The organism is Legionella birminghamensis (genome assembly GCF_900452515.1).
GTDB classification, from domain to species: domain Bacteria; phylum Pseudomonadota; class Gammaproteobacteria; order Legionellales; family Legionellaceae; genus Legionella_C; species Legionella_C birminghamensis.
The window spans coordinates 3,497,273-3,523,689 of record NZ_UGNW01000001.1; the positions used below are offsets into that span (position 1 = coordinate 3,497,273).

Sequence of the window (26,417 nt, forward strand, 5' to 3'; positions counted from 1 at the left end):
TCCTTAATGCGTGTTAGTAGAAGAGCCTCGATTCGATTGATTGGAATTCAAATCGCCATGAAGGCGAAGCACAGCCATTCTGGCATATTCGCTGACTTCCATTAAAGCCTTTTCATCATCTTCATCGATTTGCAATGATTGGTAATCCAGTTCAGCAAACTCCTGAAGATGTTGCAAGGCCTCCTGGGATTCTTCTTCTTCGAATTCAGAAAAGCCAATGCCGGCCATCGTCAAACCCTGGGTAAATCCTTCACACCATTCGCTGAACGCTTTCGCCCTTTCGATGAGCGGGATATGTTCTTCGGGAAGCAGCAACTGAAAATCAAAGTCCAGATTATTGATCTGGTGAAGGCTAACAGAATAAACATCAAACATCGCCATCGCGGCTTGCTTGGTTTCTTCATTTTTCCTGTAATCAATCATAAGCGCCCGCACATAGGACTCCCCCGCACTGACCGCCCCGGCGCATAAATAACCGCATAGGACACCATGCAATTCACTGCTGGAAATCGGTAAGTTCAGCACAGCAACTTTCTCTTCAAAGGCTTGAAAAGCAGGGAGACGCAAGTGGGTAAATTCATTCGACATAATACACTCTGATATAAACAATTTAAAAAATGATAGGATTTTTTAATAATCTTATTGTGATTATAATAACTGATTTGCTGGGACAAACCAAAATTGTTAAACTGTTTGAATGTCGCTGAATATTCCAAGGCATCTGCTATGACAACATCAAAACCCTGCTCTATTCGATTATTAAATAAAACTTATGAAATTAAATGCCCTGATCATGAAGTGGATAACTTACAGCGTGCCGGTCAAAAATTAAATGAGCAACTGCTCGCCAATAAGAAAAAGTTCAGGCAATTGGATGAGTTTCAGAATCTTTTGCTGGCGGCCATTCATATCAGCCACGAATTGATATCGTGTCAAAAACAACAGGAACAGCAACGCCATCAGGTCACACAGTTCATCAATTCCCTTGAGACGCGGATTAACCAGGTAGTTAATGGTAGTCCGGAGTTTGATCCGCAGACAGATTGAGAATTCAAAGCCCGCTTCAATCCCCGCGGATAAACCCATAGGTATCTACACAAGTGCCTACAAGCCATATGAGATAAAATGAGTCTGACGGAGAAGCCATCTGTCTTTGCGAACGAAGTGAAGCAATCGAGTTTTCGGTGCTTCATATTAACTCCGTTCTTGCTTCGCTATGCCCGCCAAGACGGCTTGTAGAACTTGTGTAAATACCTATAGGTCGATGCCACGGGGATTCGACTGCAACATGGATTCCGCGAACATGTCGCGGAAAGTAGGGAAGAGAACATGCTGCGGCTTGTCCGCAGTGACCTTGAAGCGGATTACATCATCATTGATACACCACTTTCCAGTGAAGCACCGCTGTCAAGACTCTGGCCGGAACCCATGCCAAATGAAGATCCCCCAGGCTGGCTTTGATTGAACATGCCGGCCATTTGATCAAACGCCTTGCCAAAATCCATATTGCCAAAAACGTTTGACACGGTGTCAGTTAGCATACCGCCTAATTGATTAACCATATCCTGCATACCCTCGAGGATTTCCTGCCAGGGATCTTTTTTGTCCTTTTTCCCATCGTCACTGGGAAACATTTGCCCCATCATTTGATCGAGGTTACTCGAGGCATCTGAACCGCCGCCCATTGGACTCATACCAGACATATCAGCACCTATAATTAAAAATAGTTTCTTATTAAAGATAGCATAAACTCACATTGTAGCGCAGCTATCCTGATTGCTTTTAGAAACCAGATAAAACGAGTATGATAACTATAACAAATTGAAGATGGAAAAAATCTTCAAGCGCCAAGGTTTACATTTTCTTTTCAATTTTTAGACAGGCCATTATGAATCTCAGTGACTTTCGTTGCATGCGGCAAGGAGTACAATTATCGGTCGTTAAACCGGAACAGGTTTCTTTACTAAATGCCATCGATCGCCGAAATGGAAAGAAACAAAAAGCGCTACTGGTTTTGCATGGCTTTTCCTCCTCCCCGGCAGTGTTTAGAGAATTACAGACCGGATTTGAGGGCTATGATGCTATTGTTATTCCTGTTCTTCCCGGCCATGCAAGCAATCTTGAGGAATTTACCCGCACCAAAGCGCAGGACTGGCTGGAATATGTGAGAGGAATTTGTGCAACGCTGATTAACGAGTACGAGCAGGTCGATATTTTGGGGCTTTCCCTGGGTGGCCTGCTAGCCTGTCATCTGGGCTTTGAATTCAAACTGAATCATCTTTACTTACTTGCTCCTGCACTTGATTTGCCATTCACTCTGTCAAAAACATTACATCTTGCCAGGGCGCTGCGCAAATTGGGATTTATCCGCTTACGAAGTGCCGCGGGAAATATTTTTAAACCCTCAAGTTGCGAAATTGCTTACCGCCAATTGCCGCTCAATACCATTGTTGAAATACTAAGCCTTATCCGTAATTTTCAGTTTACCCTGCCATGCTGCCCCACTGATGTGTTTCTAGGGTGTCACGATAAAGTAATATCCTCTCATAAAGTCGCTGCTCGTTTTGCCGGGCAAGCGCATATTCAAATCCACTGGCTACAAAATTCCGCACATGTCATTCCTTTGGACAGTGACATCAAAGAAGTGCTAGATTGCATTCAGAAAAACCTCCGATCCATTAGCCTGTAAGAATATTTAACAATTTTCATTAATTTACATCTATCGGGAATGAATTTAACCTGTTATCATAGACGGGTTTTTAGCAACCAGCCAAGGGTATCTTTCATGAAAAATATTGCATTAATCTTATGTTTAGTTCCTGTAGTCTCTTTCGCTACCCCTAAAGATGATGCCATGATTACTGTCTATCAAGAGCGTTGCGCCAAAGAACAGGATCCGGTCAAACGTCAGAATTACTGCCACGCTCTGGAGCAGGTTGATACCAATACTGTAATTGCCGATCCGTTTCGTCAGGACACAGCAATCGTTTAATTGATTTTTCAGAAGCCGCGGTATTAAACAATCGAAGCCAAGCAGCATCAGAACAATGGAATCCCCGCGGCACCGACCGCGGGGCCCATGCCTGTAGGAGTAGCATGGGTCGTCAGACAAGTTTCAATGTTGCCAAAACATAAGATTTAACAGGTAGTCGTAAACAAGTCTTCTTGACATTCAATTGGCTTCGTTTGGGCCCCGCGGTCGCAGCCGCGGGGATTCGAAAACGCGGCACCGCGGGGATTCGAAGAGGCTGCGTCGCGGGAACGGAATGGTCAATCCTCACAATTGGCTGCGTCCTACCTCCCCTTGAACAATAAGCGATTGGTGAACGCGATTGCCAGAACCGATACAAGCAGGGTTAGATGGATGAGAACTTGCCACATAATCGTATCATTTTGATGCTTGGTGGGATCGATAAAGGTTCGCAGCAGATGAATGGATGATATTCCGACCAGTGACAAGGCCAGCTTGATCTTCATTGCGCCAGCATCCAGCTCATCCAGCCATTCCGGCTGATCGGGATGGGCATGCAGCTGTAAATGAGAGACAAAGGTTTCATAGCCTCCCATTATTACCATAATCAATAAGTTCGCTATCATCACCACATCGATTAAATCCAGCACCCCCAGCATAATCTGGGTATCGTCAAGCCCATTGATGTGAATAATCAAATGATATAATTCAATAATATAGCGATAAACATAAGCCCCTAAAATGCACAAAAGGCCCAGGTATAATGGGGCTTGTAGCCATCGCCCCATGAAGATAAGCTGGCTTAAGGCCTGTTTCAATCTGCTGCTCATGGTTACTCCGATCTAGGTTTTGCAGCAACTTTAAACCGAGTGCAGAAAAAAGCAAGCCTTTGTCAATAAAGTTATCAGTCCACCCTTATATTGAGAAACTGCCAGGGATCGCTGGTGTCCAATTTTTCCGGGAATAAGCGGGATCTATTTTCCAGGGGCGTCCAGCTGGTATAGTATCCGGCCAGTTTACCCAAATAGGGTAAAGCAATCTGTATGGCTGCCTGAAAATCAAGATCTTCCGGCTCGACAATGCTTCGATTAGGATTTTTAAGTGCCCAGATAACACCGGCCAATACACCTGCTGCGACTTGCAAACTCGTGGCATTATTATAAGGGACGAGACGTTTGGCTTCATGAATCGACAACTGTGAACCAAACCAGTATGCCCCTTTCTTATTGCCCATCAGCAATACGCCCAATTCGTCGGTACCATCAACCACATCCTGGATAATTAAGCGATTACGATGTTCTTCCGGCCAATTGCTCGCCTCATACTCATGCAGTGACAGAGTTGCATCAGGACAGGGATAATAGGCATAGTGGACAGTAGGCCGATAAATCACATCGGTATCCTTTTTTATTGTCAGAAAATCAGCGATGGTTAAGGATTCAGCATGGGTGATCAAAAAACCATAAAACGGCCCGTGAGTAGGTGTCCAGGTTCTGACTCTAGTGCTGGCACCTGTGCGTTTCAGATAGATTGCCCCATCATTGGTGAAGGTGTGATGGGTGGCATCTTCGGGCCAATGCCGCTCATGAGTTCCCCAGCTCAGCTCGGCAGGCTGACTGGCTTCTGCAATCAATCCTTCAGCCGACCAGGTGTTCACAAATTCACCCGGCACCCTGAACTGTTTACTGACCTGGGTATCACGCTCAGCTACGTGAATCACTTTGATACCTAGAGTGTGAGCTAAGCTGGCCCATTCTGGTTGAGTAGCAGGCAAAGGAGTGGATAAGTCATTGTCCTTGGCCATATTCCACAATGCTTGCCTGATAAAATGAGAAACCAATCCGGGGTTAGCGCCATGGGTCAGAATAGCCGTAGGCCCATGCTCTTCTTTTAACTTCAGCACTCCCTGACGCAGATCATAGCGAGTATGAAAGGAATGCTGTCTGGGTTTGGCGTCCAGCCATGGTTCAGTGCAGGCATCCAGATAAAGGATAAACTTTTGTTGACAGTATTTAATCAAATCATGGCTGGAAATACCGGTGGACAAGTTGATTAAAAAGTCGCCCGGATTCATTAATTCATTGAGTACATTCAGGTAATTAGTTCGAGTGACCATTTCCCTGACAAAGGTCAGACCGTGTTCTCGGGCAATTGCTTCCCCCATTGCATCCTGAGTGAGGACGATAATCTGGGAGGGTGACATGTCGAGGTGGCGCAGCAAGAGTGGAAGTATCGCCTGTCCCACACTGCCAAAGCCGAGAATTAGAATTTTACTATCCAGTCGATGGTATTTTTTATCCTGGTGGCTCATGATCTAAACTCATTTTTGTTAATTCTTGATTTAAATTGTAGCTCATGGGTTGAATTTAAACACATTCTGAAGAAGAATCCTTTATCGATCCCCGCGGGGGTTTAATCTGCAGCGGCTGCATATCTTCTTGAATTTACCAACCATCAACAGTACAGTACTGCAAGGTTTATCATCTCCCGTCAATTTATGGGTTTTGGGTTAAATTTATTTATTATTATTGCTGATCAGTTCATGTTATTTGTTGTTAACATGCTGGTTGCCAGGCACGCCGGTGAGGAATTATTTGGCGATTTTACAGTAGCGACCAACGCGCTGCTTTTGCTCGCCACGTTGATCACCTTGGGTATAGACTCGATTATTGCCTATTATGTTCCCAAATTATTCGTTCATCGCAAATACAGCGACATTCGCACGCTCACTTCATCGATGAAAGGATTTTTGAAACCGATATACCTTGCTGTAGCAGCAATCGGCTGTTTAACAGCGATAACCCTCATTGTCCTCAGTCAGACAATTAGCAGCCTGGCGCTTTTTGATATCAGCCACCCGCTTTTTCTGTTTATCTGGGGTACAATTGCCCTTTCTTTGTATAATATTTATCTGCAATTTTTTCGCGCTGTAGATTACATGCGCATCGCCGTCATTATGAGCCTGCTGCAAACCCTGTGTTATTTTATTTTTAGCCTGCTGATTTATTTTTATATCTATCCTTATTTTTTCCAGCACGAGCGCCGCTATTTTCCACACATTATGTTGATTGGCTTCATTGCCAGCTATCTGGTGATTGTTTTATTGTCAGTGGTTATACAAAGCCGCAGCGCGCTCAGACGCTACAAAAAATCGGCTGCCGCCATCCACGAATGGAAAGGGAAGATTTACGGGTATACCGTGCAGAATTTAAATAAGTATATTTTTACCGCCATTCCCTTAATGGTTATTGAGTGGCTGGGACAGCATGAACGCTCTGTCGGTTTATTTTCCGCAGTAAGCTCAATTATATCGCTGGGTTTCATTGCCATTGCACCAATCGGCGTTTTGATTGGACCTGAAATATCTGCTGCCTTTGCGCAAAGCCGCGAGCACTTGAAAAAGGTAATGAAGAAATATTTGTGGGTTTGCCTGGCCATTTCCATCGTTGTGGTCGCCATTTTAGGACTATCAGCACGGCAGATTCTGGTTTGGTATAAATCAGATTTTATTGATGCGCTTCCTTACACCTATTTCTGTCTGATTAATATAGTGACCTACGCGATTTCCATGCCGCTTTCAAAAATGATTCAATATTCACACGAAGGGAGCGAAGTAGGCGCAAAACTCACCATTGATCTCTTGGTTTTTCAGCTTTTCTGCTGCCTGGTGCTGATCAACTGGCTGGGTCTGGACGGCGCAATTATCTGTTATATCGGCATTAACATTGTCTATAATGCGGCAATGATTCGTCTGGCTAGAAAAATTATGCGCATAGATCCTTTCGGGGATAAAGTGGTTTAGGGCGTGCCGGCACTTATAAACTTTGCAAATAATTAACAATTATTCATTGGAATAATTAGAGGGGAAGGCTTATTCTGAATATAACAAAGGTATTCTTGCTCGGCTAACAACCTACTTTTGGAGCCAGAACCTAGATGTGGTGTGCATGCTTAACGTGAATTAAGAAGCCTGAAACATCTAATGAGGCGCCCACCCTGGTCATCTCAGAACCGTAGCAAGAATACCTTTCTCTTTTCATCCGCTGGTCAAACCAACAAAAATTGCTGTAGAAGAAACACGAATCCCCGCGGCGCACAAATGCATTTAAAATAAAGCTATCGAATCCCCGCGGCTTCGACCGCGGGGCCCACATGATACCTATTCAGGTATCAGTCTTGCACTTTTCCACTCTTTATTTTTTGGCAACATTGCAAACTCAAGAGCATGTTCGGCTACCAGACATGGGCCCCGCGGTCGAAGCCGCGGGGATTCGGATGATTTTTGCCGCGGGGATTCGAGAAGAGTCTTCTTATTGCGTTCTAAAAAGATGTCTTCCCCGCATGCATTAGCTGCCTTTTTTCTCTTTAACACGTGCCAAGGCCTGTAAAATATAATCCTGCTTGGCGAGAATATCTTCTCCCTGGTTTTTCGCTACTTTTGCAAGTTGCTTTTTTTGACGATAAGCTTGCTGTTGCGCCTGTTCCTCTCGAAGCAAGCGGATCTTACGCGCATTAAAACGCTGCCTTGCCAATTGCCGATCATAATTGGCCGTTTCTACTGCTGTCATTTCAATACAATCCACCGGGCAAGGTTCAACACAGAGTCCGCAGCCAGTACATTCGGAATGAATAACTGTGTGCATCAACTTGGCAGCGCCGACAATTGCATCCACCGGACAAGCCTGTATGCATTTAGTACAGCCTATGCATTCCGCTTCGCGAATCACAGCAATTGCAGGCGCTCTGGTATTGTTGCGCGCTTCTTCCAGATAAGCTGCCGCATCCTGGTTAAGCAATGCACCCAAAGCCTTCACTGTTTCTACACCACCAGGCGGGCAGAGATTAATGGCCGTACTTCCCTGGGCCAATGCCTCGGCATACGGCATACAGCCAGCAAATCCGCATTCGCCGCACTGCGTCTGCGGCAATACATTATCAATCGCATCTACAAGGGATTTCATTTCACTTTCATACCGGGTAATGCGCCTGCATCAGGGTTTAGCAAATAAATCCCTTTTCCATCGCCGGCTGCCAGCACCATTCCTTCAGAAAGCCCAAAACGCATGGCTCGCGGCTCCAGATTGGCAACCACAACTGTCAATCGGCCAAGCAAATCAGCTGGCTGATAAGCAGACTTGATTCCTGCAAAAACCTGGCGCTCTTCGCCTCCTAAATCCAGTTTCAATTTTAGTAATTTATCCGCGCCTTCAACTGATTCTGCTGAAACAATTCGCGCCACCCGCAAATCAATTTTACTAAAATCATCAATTGAAATTCTGGCCATCTGGTTTTCGGCAGCTGCTTTGGTAGTGGCCGGTTTCTCTTGTTTGCCTTCGTCGAGTAAAGCCTCAATTTTTTCCTTTTCCACTCGTGTAATTAATGGCTTAAAGACTCGAATATCATGATTGAGCAAAGGCTTTTCGATAGCATCCCAGGTTTCAACCTGGGCATTTAAAAAGTCCTCTGCCTCTTTGGCCATCATCGGCAATACCGGTTTCAGATAGGTCATCAATACTCGAAACAGGTTCAGGCCCATGGTACAAATTGCCTGCACTTCGCTGCTGCGCTCCGGGTCTTTGGCTAAGACCCAGGGTTTGTTGCTGTCTATATACTGGTTTACTTTATCAGCGCAATCCATAATCTGACGGATTGCTTTGGCATAATCTCTTTGAACATAGGCCTCAACGATTATCGGTTTGGCACCCAATAACTCCGCATACAGAGAGGGCTCACTCAGGCTGCCAGCCAGATGGTTGTCAAAACGCTTATTGATAAAACCGGCACAGCGGCTGGCGATATTAACAATTTTGCCAACCAAATCCGCATTGACACGATTGATAAAATCATCAAAATTTAAATCCAGATCATCAACCCGGCCATTTAATTTGGCGGCAAAATAGTAACGCAGGTATTCTGGATGCAAATGCTTGAGATAGTTGCGCGCCTCGATAAACGTTCCTCGGGATTTGGACATCTTTTGGCCGTTTACGGTAAGAAAGCCATGCGTATAAACGGCTGTGGGCAAGCGATGCTGGCTGCCAGCCAGCATCGCCGGCCAGAATAAGGCATGGAAGTAAACAATATCTTTACCTACAAAATGATATAATTCGGTAGTGGAATCTTTATTCCAGAATTCATCAAAAGACACACCCGTTTCATTGCAATATTTCTTGAAACTGGCCATATAACCCACCGGCGCATCAAGCCAGACATAGAAGTACTTATCCGGTGCACCGGGAATGGGAAAACCAAAATAAGGCGCATCACGGGAAATATCCCATTGCTTAAGCCCGGCAGCAAACCACTCATCAAGTTTATTGGCTACTTCTGGCTGCAGGTGTCCTTTTCGCGTCCATTCCCTAAGCAACTGTTCATATCGCGGCAAATCGAAGAAATAATGTTCGGAATCCTTCTCTACCGGTTTCACACCTGAAATGACTGAAACTGCATCGAGCAAATCAGTGGGAGAATAGGTGGCACCACAGGCTTCGCAATTATCGCCGTATTGGTCTGGCGTTTTACACTTGGGGCAAGTCCCTTTAACATAGCGATCTGGTAAAAACATTCCTTTTACTGGATCAAAGGATTGTCGAATTGTTTTTTTAATGATATCGCCATTAGCCTGTAAACGCTCATAAATGCTATTAGCGAGCAACTGGTTTTCTTCAGAGTGCGTGGTGTGATAGCAATCATAGTCAATCGCAAAGGCTTTAAAATCCTGCTCATGGCTTTCACGAATCATGCTGGTTAATTCAACAGGCGTCATTCCCAGTTGCTCCGCCTTCAGCATAATCGGGGTGCCATGCGCATCATCACCGCAAACGCTGATGCATTGATGGCCTGACATCTTTTGCGTGCGTACCCAGATATCAGTCTGAATATGTTCAACCAAATGCCCCAGGTGTAAATGGCCATTGGCATAAGGTAACGCACTGGTTACCAATAGTTTACGCACTTCCGTCATCGTTTTCTCATTTAATAAAAATCGCCAAGTATAATCGATTGCGTTGCAAAAATCCCTTGTTAAGTGAGACAGCCTGGCTATTGAAGAGCAGGGGCAGTCAGAGGCCGATGCAAAATCTCCTGTTCAGGATTGACCGGTTGACCGTTGCCCCAAAGCCTGTCTTTTCCACCCCCAAAGCAACCACAAGAGGCAGAATTGTCCTGTTCGGGAGGTTCCAAATCGAAATCCAGGCCCTGCAAAATCTGCTGGTAAGTTGTTTGGGTAGTTTCACCATAAAAATCACTATAGTCCTGCTCGGTTAAATTGGGCATTTTATCCTGATTGGGAGGGTTAATTAAATTATCCAAACCCTGAATTACCCAACTGAACAAATTGACCACTGCCGAAAAAAACAGCGCTGCGGCTGCAGCTACACCAGCGGCTGCGAATGTGGCTTTAACAACCCCCATAGACAACAAAAATAAAAAGGGATGCCAGCCATTAAATAATACCAGGCCAGCGATAGCCGGCAGGGCGGGGGGAAAAAATGCAACCAGACAACCTACCGCCGTGGCGGCCAGCAGAGCCAGTAAAATAGCAGTTAGCAATTTCCAGTGACGACGTAACCATTTGCCCATTGTTAGCCCCTAGTGAATGCCAGTGCAAGACCGAAGTATCATAGCAATCCCAATTGCACAAGGGAACTAAAAAATAGCCATTTCTTTATCATTCTGGAACAATGATTGGCTTTATTGATAGATGGTTGGATCGCTAAGGCCGGCCTCAATGAAACCCTTGCGACGGAAAGTACAGCTATCACATCGTCCGCAGGCTTTTCCCTGGCTATCGGCCTGATAACAGGAAATCGTCAGGGCATAATCAGCCCCCAGGCTGGCGCCGAGCTTGATGGTTTCGCATTTACTTAATGAAACAAGCGGAGTGTGAATTTCCAGGGGCTTCCCTTCAACACCGGCCCTGGTCGCCAACGCAGCCATTTTTTTAAACGCATCCATATAGTCCGGGCGGCAATCCGGATAATTTGAATAATCGACTGAGCTGATGCCAATAAAAATATCACTAGCGCCAATTACCTCCGCATAACCTAAAGCAATAGACAAAAAAATAGTGTTTCTTGCCGGAACGTAGGTTACAGGAATGCTTTGTGATGGCTGATAGTCAGGGACAGATATTGTTTCATCGGTTAAGGCAGAACCGCCGAACTGGTTGATGTCCAGATTGACGATACGATGTTCAGCAACATCGAAAAATGCAGCCACCCGCCTGGCTGCCTCAATCTCGGAATTATGACGCTGACCATAGGAGAAACTTAGGGCATGGCACTGATAACCTGCGGCTTTGGCAATCGCAAGGCAAGTGGTTGAATCAAGCCCGCCAGACAATAATACAACTGCATTTTTCATAACTTTTCTCTAATTCTGAATTGAGACGGATTGTAACCTACTTCAATCAAGTATGCCGCACCAGCCCCTGCATGCAGCACGCTTTTCGTGGTCAGGATAGCAAGGGCTTGCCTTCAATCAGGACTTCGGCGCTTGCATTATCTGCAGGCTGTTTCTCCGGTTTGAATAATACCGGCGCCTTTCTAATCCTGGCAGGGCTTAAATCTTCTATTTTATGATCCGGATCGGCAGAAAACTTATCGTATTCCAGCGCCAGTGCATCATCAAAGTCTGGCAGCGCATCTGCCTGGGGTTCAAACTGCTTAAGCACGATGTGAGACAATGCTGCAAGTGCAAAGCCTGCCGCCATTAAGCCAATACCTGCGCCCACAGGCATAAAGATAAAGGACACAAAAATGACTGCCGGAATCAGGGCGTCAATTAATATTGCCCTTGCTAACTTGATTTTCTGAAAGCGGATCATTTTTTCCTGATAATCAGAATCAATCATCAGACCCTTCATTTCCAGAAACAAGGCTTTTCGTTCATTTTCATTGGTGGACTTGTCGAATAACTCCAGCAATTCCCGGCCCTCAAACTTGTTCTGATCACTTAAAGCCTTTGATTTGGAAACGTCCAGACTGCCGGCAATACCGGCATAAGCGGCATTTAACACAAAGCAAAGACTGGCGCCAATTAACCCAATCATCATAAATGTTGCCGGAGCAAGCATTGCCGGTGGAAAGAAAAAGCAGCAAGCCACACAAAAAGCAGCTAAAAGCCCTCCTGCATAAGCCATATCATTAATCATATTCAGCTTTTTATATTTCCAATCCAGTTCAGTGCGCATAATTAAACGATTTGCTTCCCGCAACTGCCTTTGCAATTCCGCAATGCGATCCGGATCCGGGGTACTTGATTCTTCCGCCTTTTTCAATTTCCCTTTCAAACGGTCGTAAGCGTCATACATTGCCTGGATCCGCTTATTGTAAGCTGTACTCTCTTCATAGAAACGCCAGATCGATAAACTCAAATCCATTAATAATAAGCCGGCGGTTGCCACGTTGCCTGCCATTCCCATAGCACCAGGCCCTTTCAGCCAGAAAAAGCAGGCCATGTTCGCCAATCCCCAGATGGAATCATTCAGCAAAGAAAATTTTCGTTGGTTCCATTGGGTCTTAAACCGCTCCCAGGCGGGGATTTTTCGCTCTTCTTCACTCATCCAGGGACCATCAATGCTGTGTTTCAACAGCAGGGATAAATTAATAGCGAAACGGGTATAGTAAAGCACCCAACTCATATAGCCAGTAATCGGGGCTGGGGCAGACACTGCTTTTTGCGCCTGGGCCTTCCGGTAAAAATCATCGGGCAGCATTTCGATAACCGAGCTTAGCATCCCGCCGCCCCATACCCAGTAAAGCCGCCTTTCATTCACATCCGACATCCAGCCAATCAGGGTACCGGTTTTTGCCTCGGCAATTTCGGCCATTTTGTCAGCAATGAATTGTCCGACAGCAAAACCCAGGTATTTGGCGGGCTTTTCGGGGCTTTCCTCAATGGCTTCGTTAAGCTGTGCTTTTTTTGCCCGATCGTCCCCAGGTGCTTCCACTTGGTCGATTTTTAGCAGCAATTGCTCACATTTCAGATAATCAGCATTCAAATCATTTAAGGGATGCATTCTCTTTTCGTGAAAATGCAGAAAGCTTTGATATTTCAGCAGTTCCATAATAAACCGCAGCCGCTTTTTTTCTTCCGCAAGCTGTGCGGGTGTCAGAAACCGGTACCGATGAGGATTGGCCTGTTTAAGCTGCTGTCTGTGGTAGTTTAAAAATAAGGCTATCCAATCCCGGTTATCAGCCAGTTCGTCTATCTTATAAGGTGACTCAAAGTCCTCAAAGCGGCGAACAAATTCAAATCCAAGCATTTGATCGAGCATCGCTGAATTTTGAACTGTTTTATCCGACATGATGATCACCTCATTTGGTCAAGGGGTGCTGGTGATTTTATAAAAAGACACAAGCTGTTCTTTTTTATAACATAGCAGGTATTTATGAGACAAGCCTGGATTTTTTATTTTTACATTACTGAAACGATATTTACGTGAATTAGTCACTATCAACCTTGGGTGCACAGTCAAAAATGTGTATAATCCTTCCTTTTTGTTGTCCAACTTCTTACGATCATGAATCTGGAAAAGCATTACGATGTCATTGTTGTCGGTGGAGGCCATGCCGGTACCGAAGCAGCCCTTGCCTCAGCGCGCCTGGGAGCCGAAACTTTACTGCTAACGCATAATATGGATCTTTTAGGCCAAATGTCCTGCAATCCCGCCATTGGCGGCATCGGCAAAGGGCATCTGGTGAAAGAGATTGATGCGCTGGATGGCGTGATGGCGCTGGCAGCCGATCAGGCCGGCATCCAGTTTCGTATGCTTAATGCATCCAAAGGACCTGCGGTACGCGCAACCCGCGCCCAAGCCGACCGGGTACTCTATCGCCAGGCTATCCGGCAGTTTCTGCAGGCTCAGGCCAATTTAAGCCTGTTTCAACAGTCAGTGGACGATCTCATTATCGAAAATGGCCAGGTCACCGGCGTTATTACTCAAATGGGCTTAAAGCTGCGCGCCCGGGCGGTGGTGTTGACTGTAGGGACATTTCTTGGCGGCAAAATCCATGTGGGGATGGCGCAATATGCAGGCGGCCGCGCCGGCGATCCGCCAGCGATTGCACTGGCCCGCAAATTACGGGAGCTCGACTTGCCGGTTGGCCGTTTAAAAACGGGAACGCCGCCACGGATTGATAGCCGCTCGCTGGATTACTCGCAAATGACAATCCAGCCAGGAGACACGCCGGTGCCTGTGTTTTCCTATTTGGGAAGTGCCGATATGCATCCGCAGCAGCTGCCCTGCTATATCACCCACACCACCACAGAAACGCATGAGATTATTCTGGCGAATTTACACCAGTCACCGATGTATGCCGGCGTTATTGAAGGAGTGGGTCCACGATATTGCCCTTCCATTGAGGATAAAGTGGTTCGCTTTGCCGATAAATCATCACATCAGATATTTGTAGAGCCTGAAGGCCTCACCAGTGATGAGATTTATCCCAATGGCATTTCGACCAGCCTGCCTTTCGAAGTCCAGGTCCAGTTTGTTCGTTCTATTAAAGGCTTTGAAAATGCCCATATCACTCGTCCAGGCTATGCCATTGAATACGATTATTTCGACCCGCGCGGCCTGACCTCGTTTTTGCAAACCAAAGTCATTAATAATTTGTTTTTTGCCGGCCAGATTAATGGTACTACCGGCTACGAAGAGGCTGCAGCGCAGGGGATTATTGCCGGTATGAATGCCGCCTTAATGGTTAAGGAAAAAGAGCTCTGGTGCCCGCGCCGTGATGAGGCCTACATTGGAGTGCTTATAGACGATTTAATTACATTAGGAACCCAGGAACCGTATCGCATGTTTACTTCCCGTGCCGAATACCGGCTGTTGCTGCGGGAAGACAATGCCGATTTACGCTTAACCGCGAAAGGACGGGAGCTAGGGGTGGTGGCTGACTCACGCTGGCAGCATTTCTGTGAAAAGCGTGATGCCATCGAACGCAGTAAAACATTATTACAAAATACCGCCATTCGCGCCGACAACCAGGAAGTGCTGGAAAAATTACTTGAAAAGCCTCTGCAGCAGGATTGCAAGGCAATTGACCTGTTGAAACGACCTGAAATCAGCTATCAGCGGTTACAGGCTTTAGAAAGTCTGGACTTGCCTGCTCTTAGCGATGAAGTAGCAGAACAGCTGGACATTCAGAGCAAATATGCGGGTTACATCGAGCGTCAGCAGCTGGAAATTGAACGTTTGCGCAAGCATGAGGCAACACAGCTGCCCGCCACGCTGAATTACTCTCAAGTCACAGGCCTTTCCAATGAAGTAGTGCAGAAGTTAAATAAAATCCGTCCGACCACTCTTGCGCAGGCTGGCCGGATTTCAGGGGTCACTCCAGCAGCCTTATCGCTACTGCTGGTTCATTTGAAAAAAAATCGAGCTTCCGCATGATGCAGACCAGCGAACATGAATTAAAACAGGGCTTGCAGCAACTTGGTTTATCCGTTCCTGTTGAGCCCTTATTACAGTATTTGCTCTTGTTACAGAAATGGAATAAAGCATACAATTTAACCGCCATCCGTGATTTTCCCGAAATGGTCCGCAAACACCTTCTGGACAGCCTTGCTATTTCACCCTGGCTGCAGGGTCAACGAATTATTGATGTAGGCACCGGGGCGGGGCTGCCGGGTATTCCCCTGGCAATTGCCCATCCGCATCTGCAGTTTAGTTTGCTGGACAGCAATGGCAAGAAAATTCGCTTTATGCAGGAAGTAAAACGGCAGCTGTCGCTAGGCAACATAGAAATCATCGAATCACGTGTTGAAAACTATAAACCTGCTGTTGGTTTTGATACAGTGGTAAGTCGGGCTTTCAGCGATTTATCGCAAATGATAAGCTGGACTGAACACTTGATTGCCAGTGGTGGAATCTGGCTGGCGATGAAAGGCCGCCACCCTGAGACTGAGTTAAACACCATCAACCGAAGTTATAAGGTTATTCCCTACGATGTCCCGGGTCTCGATGGTGAACGTTGCTGTATCATTATTGCCAATAATACCAAGGAATAACCATGGCCAAAGTTATTGCTATTACCAATCAAAAAGGCGGCGTTGGCAAAACAACGACTGCTATTAATCTGGCTGCTTCGATTGCTGCCCACCGCCAGAATGTACTGCTAATCGATCTGGATCCCCAGGGAAACGCCACAATGGGCTCCGGCGTCGATAAAAATGCACTGGTACATACTTGTAATGAAGTCATTTTACGGGATTGTTTAGCCGAGCAAGCCTGTCTAGTCACAGCCTGCGGCTATGATTTGATCCCCTCCAATGGTGATCTGACCGTCGCTGAAGTCAGCCTGATGGAGAGAAACCATCGGGAGACCTTTCTTTTTAAAGCCCTTCAGCCAATACAGGGCAACTATGATTTTATTCTGATAGACTGCCCGCCAGCATTGAATACACTAACCATTAATGCCATGGTAGCCTCAGATTCCGTATTAATTCCCATGCAATGCGAATATTATGCGCTTGAAGGTCTGGCCGCCTTGTTGAACACGATTGAGCAAATCAGGAATTCTGTTAACACTCGGCTGCAGCTTGAAGGGGTTTTAAGAACGATGTACGATTCGCGTAATCGGCTTTGTTCCGAAGTATCGCGCCAGTTGCTGGATCATTTCGGCAACAAGGTTTACCGTACGGTAGTTCCCCGCAACGTCAGACTGGCAGAAGCACCCAGCCATGGCATGCCTGCCTTGCAATATGATAAAACATCACCAGGAGCTGCGGCTTATATGGTGCTTGCCGCCGAAGTCATCAGTAAACAAACTGTAACCAGTTAGAGGTCAATATGTCAGTTAAACGAGGCAGTCTGGGGAAAAATCTGTCTGCTTTATTAGGAACAAACCCAGCGACTGCAGTTCCTGTTATAAAAGCATCCGATACCAGCAAATTGAAACTGGAATTGATGCAGCCTGGTAAGTATCAGCCGCGTAAGGCAATTGACGAAGCGTCTCTGGAAGAGCTGGCAGGCTCAATCAAACAGCAAGGCTTACTGCAACCTATTGTTATTCGCCCATTGGGAAATCAGAAATACGAGATTATTGCCGGTGAGCGCCGCTGGCGGGCCTGCCAACTGGCCGGTTTGACCGAAGCCCCTGTCGTTATTAAAGAAGTGGACGACGAAACGGCAATGGCCATGGCTTTAGTCGAAAATCTGCAGCGCGAAGATTTAAATCCCATGGATCAGTCGAGAGCCATGGGTCGCCTCCATCATGAGTTTGAATTAACCCATCAGCAGATTGCCGAGTTATTATCCAAGTCACGGACAGCAGTCAGCAATTATCTGCGCCTGCTTAGCCTGGCCGAAGAAGTGATGCGCATGCTGGAGTATGGTGATCTGGATATGGGGCATGCGAGAGCACTGCTAATATTGGATGCGGAACAGCAAGTACAGGTTGCCAAGCTGGTCGTTGCCAAATCGCTTTCTGTCCGTGAAACGGAAAAACTGGTTAGCCGGATTAAAGAAGGGAAAGCGGCACAACCGGTAGAGCGCGAAATTCCTGCACATACCCAAATGCAGATTCAGAACCTGGCTCAGCACCTGCGCTCTAAAATCAAATTAAAGCCGGGTAAAAATGGCAAGGGCAGCTTAATTATTCATTATGATACTTTACATGATCTCGATTCTGTCATTAAGCAAATAATTGAGAAGTAATTTTATTTTTGGGGCACCCTCAACCATACTCATAGTATGGCGGTAAAAATTGCCACCCGCTTCCTATGGAAGATGGTGAGGGGGTTCTATGCAGATTCAGCCTGTAGAGCCGTTAGTCGTATTGCTTAACTGCGGCGAAGTAAAGACTACAAGCTATCTTGTAGAATTAACTGAACATATGCTCAGCGTCACTTGCACTGACTTTCTTGAAAAAGGAAGCGCTGTTCTTTTCAAATCCAGATATTTCCGCGGTGAAGCATCCATCATAACGATATCCTATGATCACTATCGTTTTACTTATACCTTAGAGATAGAACAGATCAATTTTCAACCGGGTCTTCTGGTGAATACACAATTGTAGAGAGAGTAGTGACTAACCCATAGGTATCTACACACGCTCCGTATCCCCGTGGCTACGACCCATAGCTATCCACACAAATGTTTTTCCGCTCCGAATCCCCGCGGCAGCGACCGCGGGGCCCACACGAAGCCTACTTAGAATATCGGTTTTTGTAAGATTTGAAAGACTTGTTCCTAACTGCTTATCATTGCTATTTTCGGCAACATTGGATTCATCTGAAGAGCATGTTCGGCTCAGACATGGGCCCCGCGGTCGCTGCAGCGGGGATTCGAAGAGTCTACACCGCGGGATCCAAGTCCCTAACCCTTTATTAAATTAAACGCAGGATTGGCAGTATGCAGTTCCCGCAACGTTCTAGTATGGTCTTTATGTACCCATAAACGATTGTAATTCAATGCATCCCGCAGGCTGTATCCGCAATCACCGTGTTTGTCATTGACGAAACGGTCAAAATCCTGGGTATCGCTTTCAATCGCTTTATCAAGCGCATTCTGAATCATATGTGCTTTGTGCAGCTTGTTGAAATTGAAAAAACGGCAACGGGCATGTTTCAATGCATGAATCTTAATTTCAATATCGAGAATCAATTTGCGAAGATGCTCGACCACCTCCTGCTCACTCATGGATTCTTTAGTTGTCAGGGGCGGCAACCCCTCCAGAAAGTTGACAAGCTGGGCGGGGGAGTTAAATATCTTCGTTCCGGAAGGCGAAACAACATGGATCCGTTTATCATCCGCCATCGCCTCATGCAAATGGTTGATTTTGGTTCTTGCCTCCCAACCTGTACTGGAAAAAAACCGCTGAAGCTCTTCCTGAGTAAATTTTAATTCTTCAAATTTCCCATTCTTACGCTTCATATTAATTAATTTGCATAATTCCTGGATATTAAACAGATTTAGCTTATGCAAACCTATTTGTCTCAAATCAATCGTCTTAATATTAGCGGGGAGACGTTCCACTACTAAATCATACGAACCCTGGGCGAGGGAGGATAAATCTTCTCCACTTAGATCCAACTCAGTTTGTTCATCGGGAATCAGATCTATGACTTGATTCACGAGTTTTAAATACTCGTTTAAATGAGTCAGGGAGACACGGGGAAAATTTTGGGGGCTTAGAAGTTTGCGGATTCCCATAGTGGATTTGGTTTGAGGAAGGTGTACCTATTGTAACATAAAGAGCAATTGGCAATCAAATTGACTTAATAAATAACAGGCATTGGATAACCTGTTTAGCCTGAGGGGCTCTGCTCCTCAGGCCAAACGGGAGTACTATAACCAATAAACAAATATAAACAAGAACAACCAGACAACGTCTACAAAGTGCCAATACCAGGCAACCGCTTCGAAAGCAAAATGACGCTCCGGGGTAAAGTGGCCGTAAATGCAGCGTATCATGATAATAATCAGCATGATGGTACCAATGGTCACATGCAAACCATGGAAGCCGGTTAACATAAAAAAGGTCGTGCCATAGATACCCGCATCCAGGGTTAAACCTCTTTCGGTGTATGCTTCATGGTACTCATAGCCCTGCAAGCCAAGGAAGAGTATACCCAGGGCAATTGTTAACGCCATACCAATTACCAACTGGCGGCGTTTATTCAATTTCAAAGCCCAGTGTGCCCAGGTTATCGTGACGCCAGATGTTAACAGGATTAAGGTATTAATTGCCGCCAGCCCCCAGGCTCCCATTGCTTCCTGAGCGCCAACAAAAATCTGATTATTCGGGTTCTGCAGCAAAGGCCAGGCTGCTTTAAAATCGGCCCACAGGGTGTAATGAGTGATTGGGTGAATTTCACCGCCGAGCAGGGGAACAGACCAAAAGCGAGTGAAAAACAAGGCGCCAAAAAATGCACCAAAGAAACAGACTTCCGAGAATATAAACCAGCACATTCCCCAACGGAATGAACGGTCTACCTGCAGATCGTAGAGGCCTTTCTGATTCTCGTAAATAACCTGGCCGAACCAGCCAACCATCATGGTAATCATGATAATCAGACCTAAGGTAAATAAATAAGGGCCATACCAATCATGATGAAGCCAGGATGCGGCGCCCACCAGCATTGTGGTTAAACCGATTGAACCAACAAGCGGCCAGTGGCTTGGTTGGGGGACGTAATAGGTGCCGTGCGCTCCCATATTTCTTTATCTCCTGTTAGTAATTTGACGCAATTCTATTTCTAATTTATAACCCGGTTTGTTACATCAAACAATGTATACGCCAGTGTTATCGTCCTGACGTTTTCCGGAAGCTCCGGATCTAAATGGAACAGCAGAGGCATATCCATTGCCTCATGCCCATTAAGCGTTTGCTGGGCAAAACAAAAGCATTCCGTTTTTTTAAGATACTTAGCTGCAATCCCTGGCGTTATACTCGGTATTGCCTGAACCGTCATACGATGATTGGTCTGGTTCTCAGCATAAAACGAAAGTTTCGCAATTTCTCCCGGATGAATCTTTATTTTTTTAGTTTGCGGATAAAACTTCCAACGTAAATTACCATTATTCGTTGCCACAAATTCCACAGTGATTGTTCTTTCCGCGGCCACTTTCAGCTGAGAAGGATCATATTTACCAGCGGGGCCAGTGATTTTTCCATTAATGCCCAGAGTCTTGCATAAGCTGTTATAGATAGGGACTAAGGCAAAACCGAAGGCAAACATTGATAAAACAACTACGGTTAACAATATTACCAACCTGAAATGATTTTTAACCAAATTTATTACCTCATGGTTATCGATCGGCTAATCAGCTGCTGTTGCAGCTGATGTCGCTTAGCTAATAGTTGGTGGGACAGAGAAGCTGTGATATGGAGGCGGCGAAGGCAAAGTCCACTCCAGGCCATGAGCACCTTCCCATACTTTTGCATCCACCTTTCTACCGCCTCTGACTGTCGAAATGACGTTATATAAAAACAGCAACTGCGAAAAGCCAAAGATAAAGGCTCCAATTGTTGAAACCATATTGAAATTGGTAAATTGCAGGGCGTAGTCAGGAATTCTGCGCGGCATGCCCGCCAAGCCCAGAAAATGCATGGGGAAAAAGGCAATGTTCACAGAAATTGCAGACAGCCAGAAATGCCATTTACCCAGGGTCTCATTGTACATATGGCCAGTCCATTTCGGGAGCCAGTAGTAAGTTGCGGCCATCAATGAGAATATCGCACCTGGAACCAGAACGTAATGGAAGTGCCCAACCACGAAATAGGTATCCTGATACTGGTAATCTGCAGGAACCAGCGACAGCATTAATCCTGTAAAACCGCCGATAGTAAATAAAAATACAAAGGCGATAGCAAACAGCATGGGGGTTTCAAAGGTCATCGAACCTTTAAACATGGTGCTTACCCAGTTAAACACCTTAATTCCAGTTGGAACCGAAATTAACATAGTGGTGTACATAAAAAACAGTTCAGCGCCTAAAGGAACACCTGTAGTAAACATATGATGCACCCAGACGATAAACGATAAAAGCGCAATACTCACGGTAGCATAAACCATGAAATGATAACCGAATAATGGCTTGCGGCTAAATGTGGGAATGATTTCGGAAATAACGCCAAATGCAGGAAGAATCAATACATAAACTTCCGGATGACCAAAAAACCAGAACACATGCTGGAAAAGGATTGGGTCACCGCCGCCAGCCGCTTCAAAGAAGCTGGTACCGAAATGGCGATCGGCCAGCATCATGGTTACCGCACCAGCCAATACGGGCATAATAGCGATTAAAAGGAATGCAGTAATCAACCAGGTCCAAACGAACATCGGCATCTTCATCAAGGTCATGCCAGGCGCACGCATATTGAATATAGTTGCGATGATATTAATGGAACCCATAATTGAAGAAAGCCCCATCATGTGGATGGCAAAAATCATAAAATCGGTGCTTGGAGGGGCATACTTGGTTGATAATGGAGCGTACATCGTCCAGCCAAAGTTTGGACCGCCGCCACCATGAAACATTGTTGAGCCCAATAATGCAAACGCAAATGGCAATATCCAGAAACTCCAGTTATTTAATCGGGGCAGCGCCATATCCGGTGCACCAATCATCATCGGAATCTGCCAGTTTGCCATGCCGGTAAAAGCGGGCATCACCACCCCGAAGAGCATGATGAGACCATGCAACGTGGTCATCTGGTTGAAGAAATTAGGATCCACGAAACGATGTCCAGGCTGGAAAAGTTCCGCACGGATCACCAGCGCCATACCGCCTGCAACAAAGAAACTGAACAATGCCAGAAATAAATAAAGCGTTCCGATATCTTTATGGTTGGTTGTAAATAACCAGCGCTTGATAAACCCGAGAACACCCTTTCCTTGTTCAGGCCCATGATCATGCTCATGATCATGGAGATGAGCATCATGTTTATCGTGATGTGTCAGTACTTCACTCATTGTAAACCTCCAGCTTGAGCTTTATTGACCTTGGTAGGCTCTTGATCGTCGCCATGTCGAACCTTGTTTACATCTGCAGGTTGGACATCGTCATCTGTATTATTTTCCCAGGCATTACGCTCATAGGTAACAACCGCTGCAATTTCAGCATCAGTTAATTGATCTTTGTAAGCCTGCATAGCTGTACCGGGTACACCGTTCAATACGATCCCTATGTGTCGTGAAATTGGCTTACCGACTGCAACTGAGCTGCCTTTTAATGCCGGAAACATAGGCGGCATCCCTGTTCCATCCGCTTTATGGCAGGCCGCACATATCAGGTCATATTTTGTTTTTCCAAGATCCATCAGCTCTTTACGAGTCATGGGCTTTTGTTCGGCAGCAACGCCTGCATCCTGGGCATATTCATCAGTCACCTTGGGTTGCTCTTGTACCCATTTGTCGAATTCTTCATCGGAAACTGCCTGAACCACAATGGGCATGAAACCGTGATTAATTCCGCAAAGTTCCGTGCACTGGCCGCGATAGACGCCAGGCTTTTCAACACGCGCCCAGGCTTCGTGCATAAACCCAGGTATCGCATCGCGTTTTATCCCTAGCTCAGGAACCCACCAGGAGTGTATGACGTCATTAGCAGTAACCAGGAAGCGGATTTTCTTATGAACGGGAATGACCAGCGGCTTATCGACCTCCAGCAAATACCATTGCCCTTTCTTTTCCTGGTTCTGTATCTGCTGATAGGGCGTTGCCAGGTTACTGAAATAACTAATACCCTGATCCAGGTACTGGTATTGCCATTTCCACTGGTAGCCAACCACTTTAATGGTTACATCAGAATCACTGGCATCTTCCAAATCAATCAGGATTTTTGTAGCTGGCACGGCCAGGCCGACAAGAATCAGAAAAGGAATTATCGACCATAAAATTTCCAGACGGGTATTATCATGAAAAGAGGCAGGTTTGTAACCCTTGGATTTACGGTGGTGTATCAGCGAATAGACCATTACCCCAAAAACGAGGATACCAATAATCGCGCATACTACCATCGCAACTGTATGCAGATAATACATATCCTTGCTCAATGGCGTAACACCCTTATACATATTGAGCTGCCAGGTATCTGCAGCGGCTATGGCAGAGTTGCCAATCCCAAGACCTGCAGCCAGAGCAATGATTTGTTTCACATTCAGAAACCTGTTTTGCATCCCCTTTCCTCACATCAGCTGATAGCCATGGCGTAGAACCATGGACGATTCATAAAATTAAAACCGGCAAAGCGATTAGTCCTTGCCGCAGAAATTATCTTAATCCTACCAGAGAGAGTAATTGCCCTCTGTTTTGGACTGGCTAACCATGTATTTAATTGCTTCAATAATTTCGCCAGTTGTACATTGCTTACAACCGCCATTTTTAGGATGGGCTTCGCCATGTAGAATATCGGCAATCAGCACATCCATATTCTTCTCAATTATCGGCTTCCACAGGGCTTTATCACCTATTTTGGGAGCGCCTTGTTTACCCTCGTTATGACAAACACCACAGTTCTCATTGTAAACATCTTTGCCACTAGAAGGATATTTCTGCGCGCCGCTATTGGCCAGATCCTGCCATTGAGAGCGGGAAAGTGACTGGTTAAGAATATAGTCAGTGGCCGCAATAATATCGTTATCGGAGCAGGTGACGCAGGCACCTTTAACCGGCATGCTGTTATAGCCATGGATGGCATGACGGTATAATCCGGTCAAACCACTGCTTTTTAGCCTTTGATACCAGTTGTTGCCATTTCCAATCAAGGGAGCTCCCATTTTTCCGTTCTGATGGCAAACAATACAGGCATTGATATAGACCTGTTTGCCACGTTTGAGCGTGGGTTGTGCATCAGAAGCAGCAACGCCCAATGATTCATCACTCTCAACGGTTTTCAGATAAGTCGCGATCGCCAGGGTATCTTCTTCACTCAAATGCCCCAGGCTATTATGATTCACCTCCGCCATTGGACCTGCTACCGGTCCTGCCTTATTAATAAGTTCGCCTGTCTTGAATACGTCAGCCACTTCATAATGGCTTGCTGATTCCAACCCAAGACGGGTGATATTAGGCGCCCAGTAACCATCCACGAAACCGCCAGTCAGGTAATAACGATTTTTTGGTGCACCAAGCACATTGAGCGGTGTATGGCACATGCTGCAGTGGCCAAGTCCGTCAACAATATACCGACCACGGTTCCAGGCGGGTGATTTTTCCGGATCATAGGGAATTTCATTTTCTTCAGGGAAGAAGAATAACAAATTCCATCCCCATAGACTCAGACGAGCCCCTGGCACATTAAAGGGAAACGGGAGGGATTTATTTTGCTGCTTAACCGGTGGAATGCTCATGAAATAGGCGTAAAGAGCTCTGGCATCATCATCCGTAATTTTTGAAAAATAAACATAGGGGAATACTGGAAAATAGTTCCGACCCTGTGGATCACGCCCATCTTTTAAAGCACGAATAAAATCGGCCTCCGTCCAGTTACCAATTCCTGTTTCCTTGTCAGGGGTAATATTGGGGCTGTAAAATTTTCCGAAAGGCGTATCAATTTCCAAACCGCCTGCAAAGGCAGGCGTCTTGCCTTTTACATTCGTATGACAGGCAATACAGTCACCCATTTTGGCAAGATATTCACCACGTTTGATCAATTCCTGCTGGACACCCTCAGCTGGCGCAGTTTGTGGATACTCCGGATAATAACCCTCGATAAAGATCTCAGGGATCTGCTTATGCCGATCTTCCTGCGAAGCAGCCGGGCTGGTTTGTTGAGTGGCCGGCTTGTCAGTCTGTGTGGCAACCTGCGCTGCAGCCTGCAGATCTGTGACTTGTGTCTCAGCGGCATTAACCCAAGGGCTACAAACAACAGCGGTCAATATAAAGCTTATTATTTTTGCATTATTTTTCAACAAAGAGCGCACGCTCCCTCCTTAAATCAATTAACCGGGGTCTTTCAGGCAGGAAAAATTAGTTTTGCATTTTATACTTCTCCTACTATAACTTGCAATCGTGTTTCGCAGCAAATACGCTACTAAAATGCAATATCTGATTAATGGATAGCGCTCACTTAATGATACTTGAACAGGTTGTTTAAAATATGGCAGGGGCTTTGATTTTTGATATTCCCGTTATAAGAACTTTGAAATCAAGTGATGAAAAAAAATAGTTTAATAAAAGTGCAAAATTAGCGATAATAACCCTCCTTTACTTTCTATTCGTATTATGCCCGTTTACATCAATGGATTATTACTTGGTTTATCCTTAATCACTGCACTTGGCCCGCAAAATATATTTCTAATTCGCCAGGGCGCCATGCGCCGCCATGCTATTTTGTCAGCGACCATCTGCTTTTTCTGTGACGTTATTCTGGTATGCGGCAGCATTGCCGGTTTAAACCAGGCGCTTGAACTGCACCCCACCCTGAGGATCTGGGTCACCTGGTTTGGTACGCTTTTTCTTTTTTATTATGGTTTCATGTCGATAAGAAAAGCGCTCAAAATGAACACCCAGACGAAACAGGAAGCTCAACAGGCCAGCAACCGCTTACAGATTCTATTACTTGCGCTCGGATTCAGTTTATTGAATCCACATGCCATTATTGATAGCCTGGTGATTATTGGCGGCGGCAGTGCGCAATTTCCCGATCATAAATGGTTATTCCTATGCGGTGTTCTGACTGCCAGCTTCATTTGGTTCAGTTCTTTGACTTTCACCACTTTTTATTTTTCTGAAGTGCTGTCCCGCGCCAAAGTGTGGCGGCGGATTGAATTCGGCAGTGGTATTTTGATGCTTGCGATTGGTTTGAAGTTACTCACATCATGAGACTGGGCGCCCCTCCAAAGATTGAACCCTAATTTCACAATCCGTTCGCCTGAGGAGCCGCTTTAGCGACGTCTTGAAGTTGCTTGATGCAAAGCCTTCGAGACGGAGCTTTGCTCCTCCTCAGGCCGAACGGTTCTAATGCTGATGGTAGGTTATTACAGCATTT

General features: G+C 45.8%; 25 protein-coding genes. 10 read left to right on the plus strand and 15 right to left on the minus strand.

The features are described from left to right. Positions 1-3: 3 nt before the first annotated feature. On the minus strand, positions 4-588 hold the full coding sequence (locus DYH42_RS14950; RefSeq protein WP_058524385.1) for a UPF0149 family protein: 585 nt from the start codon (positions 586-588) through the stop codon (positions 4-6). A 138-nt stretch (positions 589-726) separates the two neighbouring features. On the opposite strand from DYH42_RS14950, the gene DYH42_RS14955 reads away from it, so the two are divergent. Continuing rightward, a complete protein-coding gene (locus DYH42_RS14955; protein WP_058524384.1) occupies positions 727-1,047 on the plus strand; it encodes a cell division protein ZapA in 321 nt (106 codons plus the stop codon). Between the two features lie 317 nt (positions 1,048-1,364). Here the strand turns inward: DYH42_RS14955 and DYH42_RS14960 are convergent, their stop codons facing one another. Beyond that, positions 1,365-1,703 (minus strand): hypothetical protein, encoded by a 339-nt coding sequence (locus DYH42_RS14960; RefSeq protein ID WP_131792992.1) that lies wholly within the window; start codon positions 1,701-1,703, stop codon positions 1,365-1,367. Positions 1,704-1,888: 185 nt separating this feature from the next. On the opposite strand from DYH42_RS14960, the gene DYH42_RS14965 reads away from it, so the two are divergent. Beyond that, positions 1,889-2,689 carry an alpha/beta hydrolase gene (locus DYH42_RS14965; protein WP_058524382.1) on the plus strand — a complete coding sequence of 267 codons (801 nt, stop codon included), beginning with the start codon at positions 1,889-1,891 and terminating at the stop codon, positions 2,687-2,689. 96 nt (positions 2,690-2,785) lie between these two features. Continuing rightward, on the plus strand, positions 2,786-2,992 hold the full coding sequence (locus tag DYH42_RS14970; protein ID WP_058524381.1) for a hypothetical protein: 207 nt from the start codon (positions 2,786-2,788) through the stop codon (positions 2,990-2,992). Between the two features lie 302 nt (positions 2,993-3,294). Here the strand turns inward: DYH42_RS14970 and DYH42_RS14975 are convergent, their stop codons facing one another. After that, on the minus strand, positions 3,295-3,801 hold the full coding sequence (locus DYH42_RS14975) for a TIGR00645 family protein (protein ID WP_058524380.1): 507 nt from the start codon (positions 3,799-3,801) through the stop codon (positions 3,295-3,297). A 74-nt stretch (positions 3,802-3,875) separates the two neighbouring features. Continuing rightward, positions 3,876-5,282 (minus strand): saccharopine dehydrogenase C-terminal domain-containing protein, encoded by a 1,407-nt coding sequence (locus tag DYH42_RS14980; protein WP_058524379.1) that lies wholly within the window; start codon positions 5,280-5,282, stop codon positions 3,876-3,878. 231 nt (positions 5,283-5,513) lie between these two features. On the opposite strand from DYH42_RS14980, the gene DYH42_RS14985 reads away from it, so the two are divergent. Further along, positions 5,514-6,773, plus strand: a complete 1,260-nt coding sequence (locus DYH42_RS14985) for a lipopolysaccharide biosynthesis protein (RefSeq protein WP_131792993.1) — start codon at positions 5,514-5,516, stop codon at positions 6,771-6,773. Positions 6,774-7,317: 544 nt separating this feature from the next. Here DYH42_RS14985 and DYH42_RS14990 read toward each other — a convergent pair. The 5 genes from DYH42_RS14990 to DYH42_RS15010 form a co-directional block, all read right to left on the minus strand. Next, a complete protein-coding gene (locus DYH42_RS14990; protein ID WP_058524377.1) occupies positions 7,318-7,932 on the minus strand; it encodes an RnfABCDGE type electron transport complex subunit B in 615 nt (204 codons plus the stop codon). Further along, positions 7,929-9,935: a methionine--tRNA ligase gene (gene metG, locus DYH42_RS14995; protein WP_058524376.1), complete on the minus strand. Its 2,007-nt coding sequence runs from the start codon at positions 9,933-9,935 to the stop codon at positions 7,929-7,931. Before metG ends, DYH42_RS14990 begins: the two co-directional genes overlap by 4 nt. 77 nt (positions 9,936-10,012) lie before the next feature. Next, on the minus strand, positions 10,013-10,552 hold the full coding sequence (locus DYH42_RS15000; protein ID WP_058524375.1) for a hypothetical protein: 540 nt from the start codon (positions 10,550-10,552) through the stop codon (positions 10,013-10,015). Positions 10,553-10,663: 111 nt separating this feature from the next. Next, positions 10,664-11,335: a 7-cyano-7-deazaguanine synthase QueC gene (gene queC, locus DYH42_RS15005; RefSeq protein WP_058524374.1), complete on the minus strand. Its 672-nt coding sequence runs from the start codon at positions 11,333-11,335 to the stop codon at positions 10,664-10,666. Between the two features lie 91 nt (positions 11,336-11,426). Beyond that, positions 11,427-13,280 (minus strand): hypothetical protein, encoded by a 1,854-nt coding sequence (locus tag DYH42_RS15010; protein WP_058524373.1) that lies wholly within the window; start codon positions 13,278-13,280, stop codon positions 11,427-11,429. A 216-nt stretch (positions 13,281-13,496) separates the two neighbouring features. On the opposite strand from DYH42_RS15010, the gene mnmG reads away from it, so the two are divergent. The 5 genes from mnmG (at position 13,497) to DYH42_RS15035 (ending at position 17,997) form a co-directional block, all read left to right on the plus strand. Further along, on the plus strand, positions 13,497-15,371 hold the full coding sequence (mnmG, locus tag DYH42_RS15015; RefSeq protein WP_058524372.1) for a tRNA uridine-5-carboxymethylaminomethyl(34) synthesis enzyme MnmG: 1,875 nt from the start codon (positions 13,497-13,499) through the stop codon (positions 15,369-15,371). Then, positions 15,368-15,988 carry a 16S rRNA (guanine(527)-N(7))-methyltransferase RsmG gene (gene rsmG / locus DYH42_RS15020; protein ID WP_058524371.1) on the plus strand — a complete coding sequence of 207 codons (621 nt, stop codon included), beginning with the start codon at positions 15,368-15,370 and terminating at the stop codon, positions 15,986-15,988. Before mnmG ends, rsmG begins: the two co-directional genes overlap by 4 nt. 2 nt (positions 15,989-15,990) lie before the next feature. Next, positions 15,991-16,761, plus strand: coding sequence for a ParA family protein (locus DYH42_RS15025; protein ID WP_058524370.1), 771 nt, complete (start codon positions 15,991-15,993; stop codon positions 16,759-16,761). Between the two features lie 8 nt (positions 16,762-16,769). Beyond that, complete coding sequence (locus tag DYH42_RS15030) at positions 16,770-17,636, plus strand: ParB/RepB/Spo0J family partition protein (protein ID WP_058524369.1); 867 nt, start codon at positions 16,770-16,772, stop codon at positions 17,634-17,636. 88 nt (positions 17,637-17,724) lie between these two features. Further along, the gene (locus DYH42_RS15035) at positions 17,725-17,997 is read left to right on the plus strand and encodes a hypothetical protein (RefSeq protein WP_058524368.1); all 273 of its coding nucleotides are present in this window, start codon (positions 17,725-17,727) and stop codon (positions 17,995-17,997) included. Between the two features lie 299 nt (positions 17,998-18,296). Here the strand turns inward: DYH42_RS15035 and DYH42_RS15040 are convergent, their stop codons facing one another. From DYH42_RS15040 to DYH42_RS15065, 6 genes are all read right to left on the minus strand, one after another. Further along, positions 18,297-19,055 (minus strand): hypothetical protein, encoded by a 759-nt coding sequence (locus DYH42_RS15040; protein ID WP_131792995.1) that lies wholly within the window; start codon positions 19,053-19,055, stop codon positions 18,297-18,299. Positions 19,056-19,268: 213 nt separating this feature from the next. Continuing rightward, complete coding sequence (locus DYH42_RS15045) at positions 19,269-20,138, minus strand: cytochrome c oxidase subunit 3 (protein ID WP_058524366.1); 870 nt, start codon at positions 20,136-20,138, stop codon at positions 19,269-19,271. A gap of 41 nt (positions 20,139-20,179) precedes the next feature. After that, positions 20,180-20,722, minus strand: a complete 543-nt coding sequence (locus tag DYH42_RS15050) for a cytochrome c oxidase assembly protein (RefSeq protein ID WP_058524365.1) — start codon at positions 20,720-20,722, stop codon at positions 20,180-20,182. Between the two features lie 51 nt (positions 20,723-20,773). Further along, positions 20,774-22,399 carry a cytochrome c oxidase subunit I gene (gene ctaD, locus DYH42_RS15055; RefSeq protein WP_058524364.1) on the minus strand — a complete coding sequence of 542 codons (1,626 nt, stop codon included), beginning with the start codon at positions 22,397-22,399 and terminating at the stop codon, positions 20,774-20,776. Then, positions 22,396-23,604: a cytochrome c oxidase subunit II gene (gene coxB, locus DYH42_RS15060; protein WP_058524363.1), complete on the minus strand. Its 1,209-nt coding sequence runs from the start codon at positions 23,602-23,604 to the stop codon at positions 22,396-22,398. Before coxB ends, ctaD begins: the two co-directional genes overlap by 4 nt. Positions 23,605-23,709: 105 nt before the next feature. Continuing rightward, positions 23,710-25,155: a c-type cytochrome gene (locus DYH42_RS15065; RefSeq protein ID WP_058524478.1), complete on the minus strand. Its 1,446-nt coding sequence runs from the start codon at positions 25,153-25,155 to the stop codon at positions 23,710-23,712. Between the two features lie 496 nt (positions 25,156-25,651). Here DYH42_RS15065 and DYH42_RS15070 point away from each other — a divergent pair, with 496 nt between their 5' ends. Next, the gene (locus DYH42_RS15070) at positions 25,652-26,251 is read left to right on the plus strand and encodes a LysE/ArgO family amino acid transporter (protein ID WP_058524362.1); all 600 of its coding nucleotides are present in this window, start codon (positions 25,652-25,654) and stop codon (positions 26,249-26,251) included. The last annotated feature ends 166 nt before the right edge of the window (positions 26,252-26,417 follow it).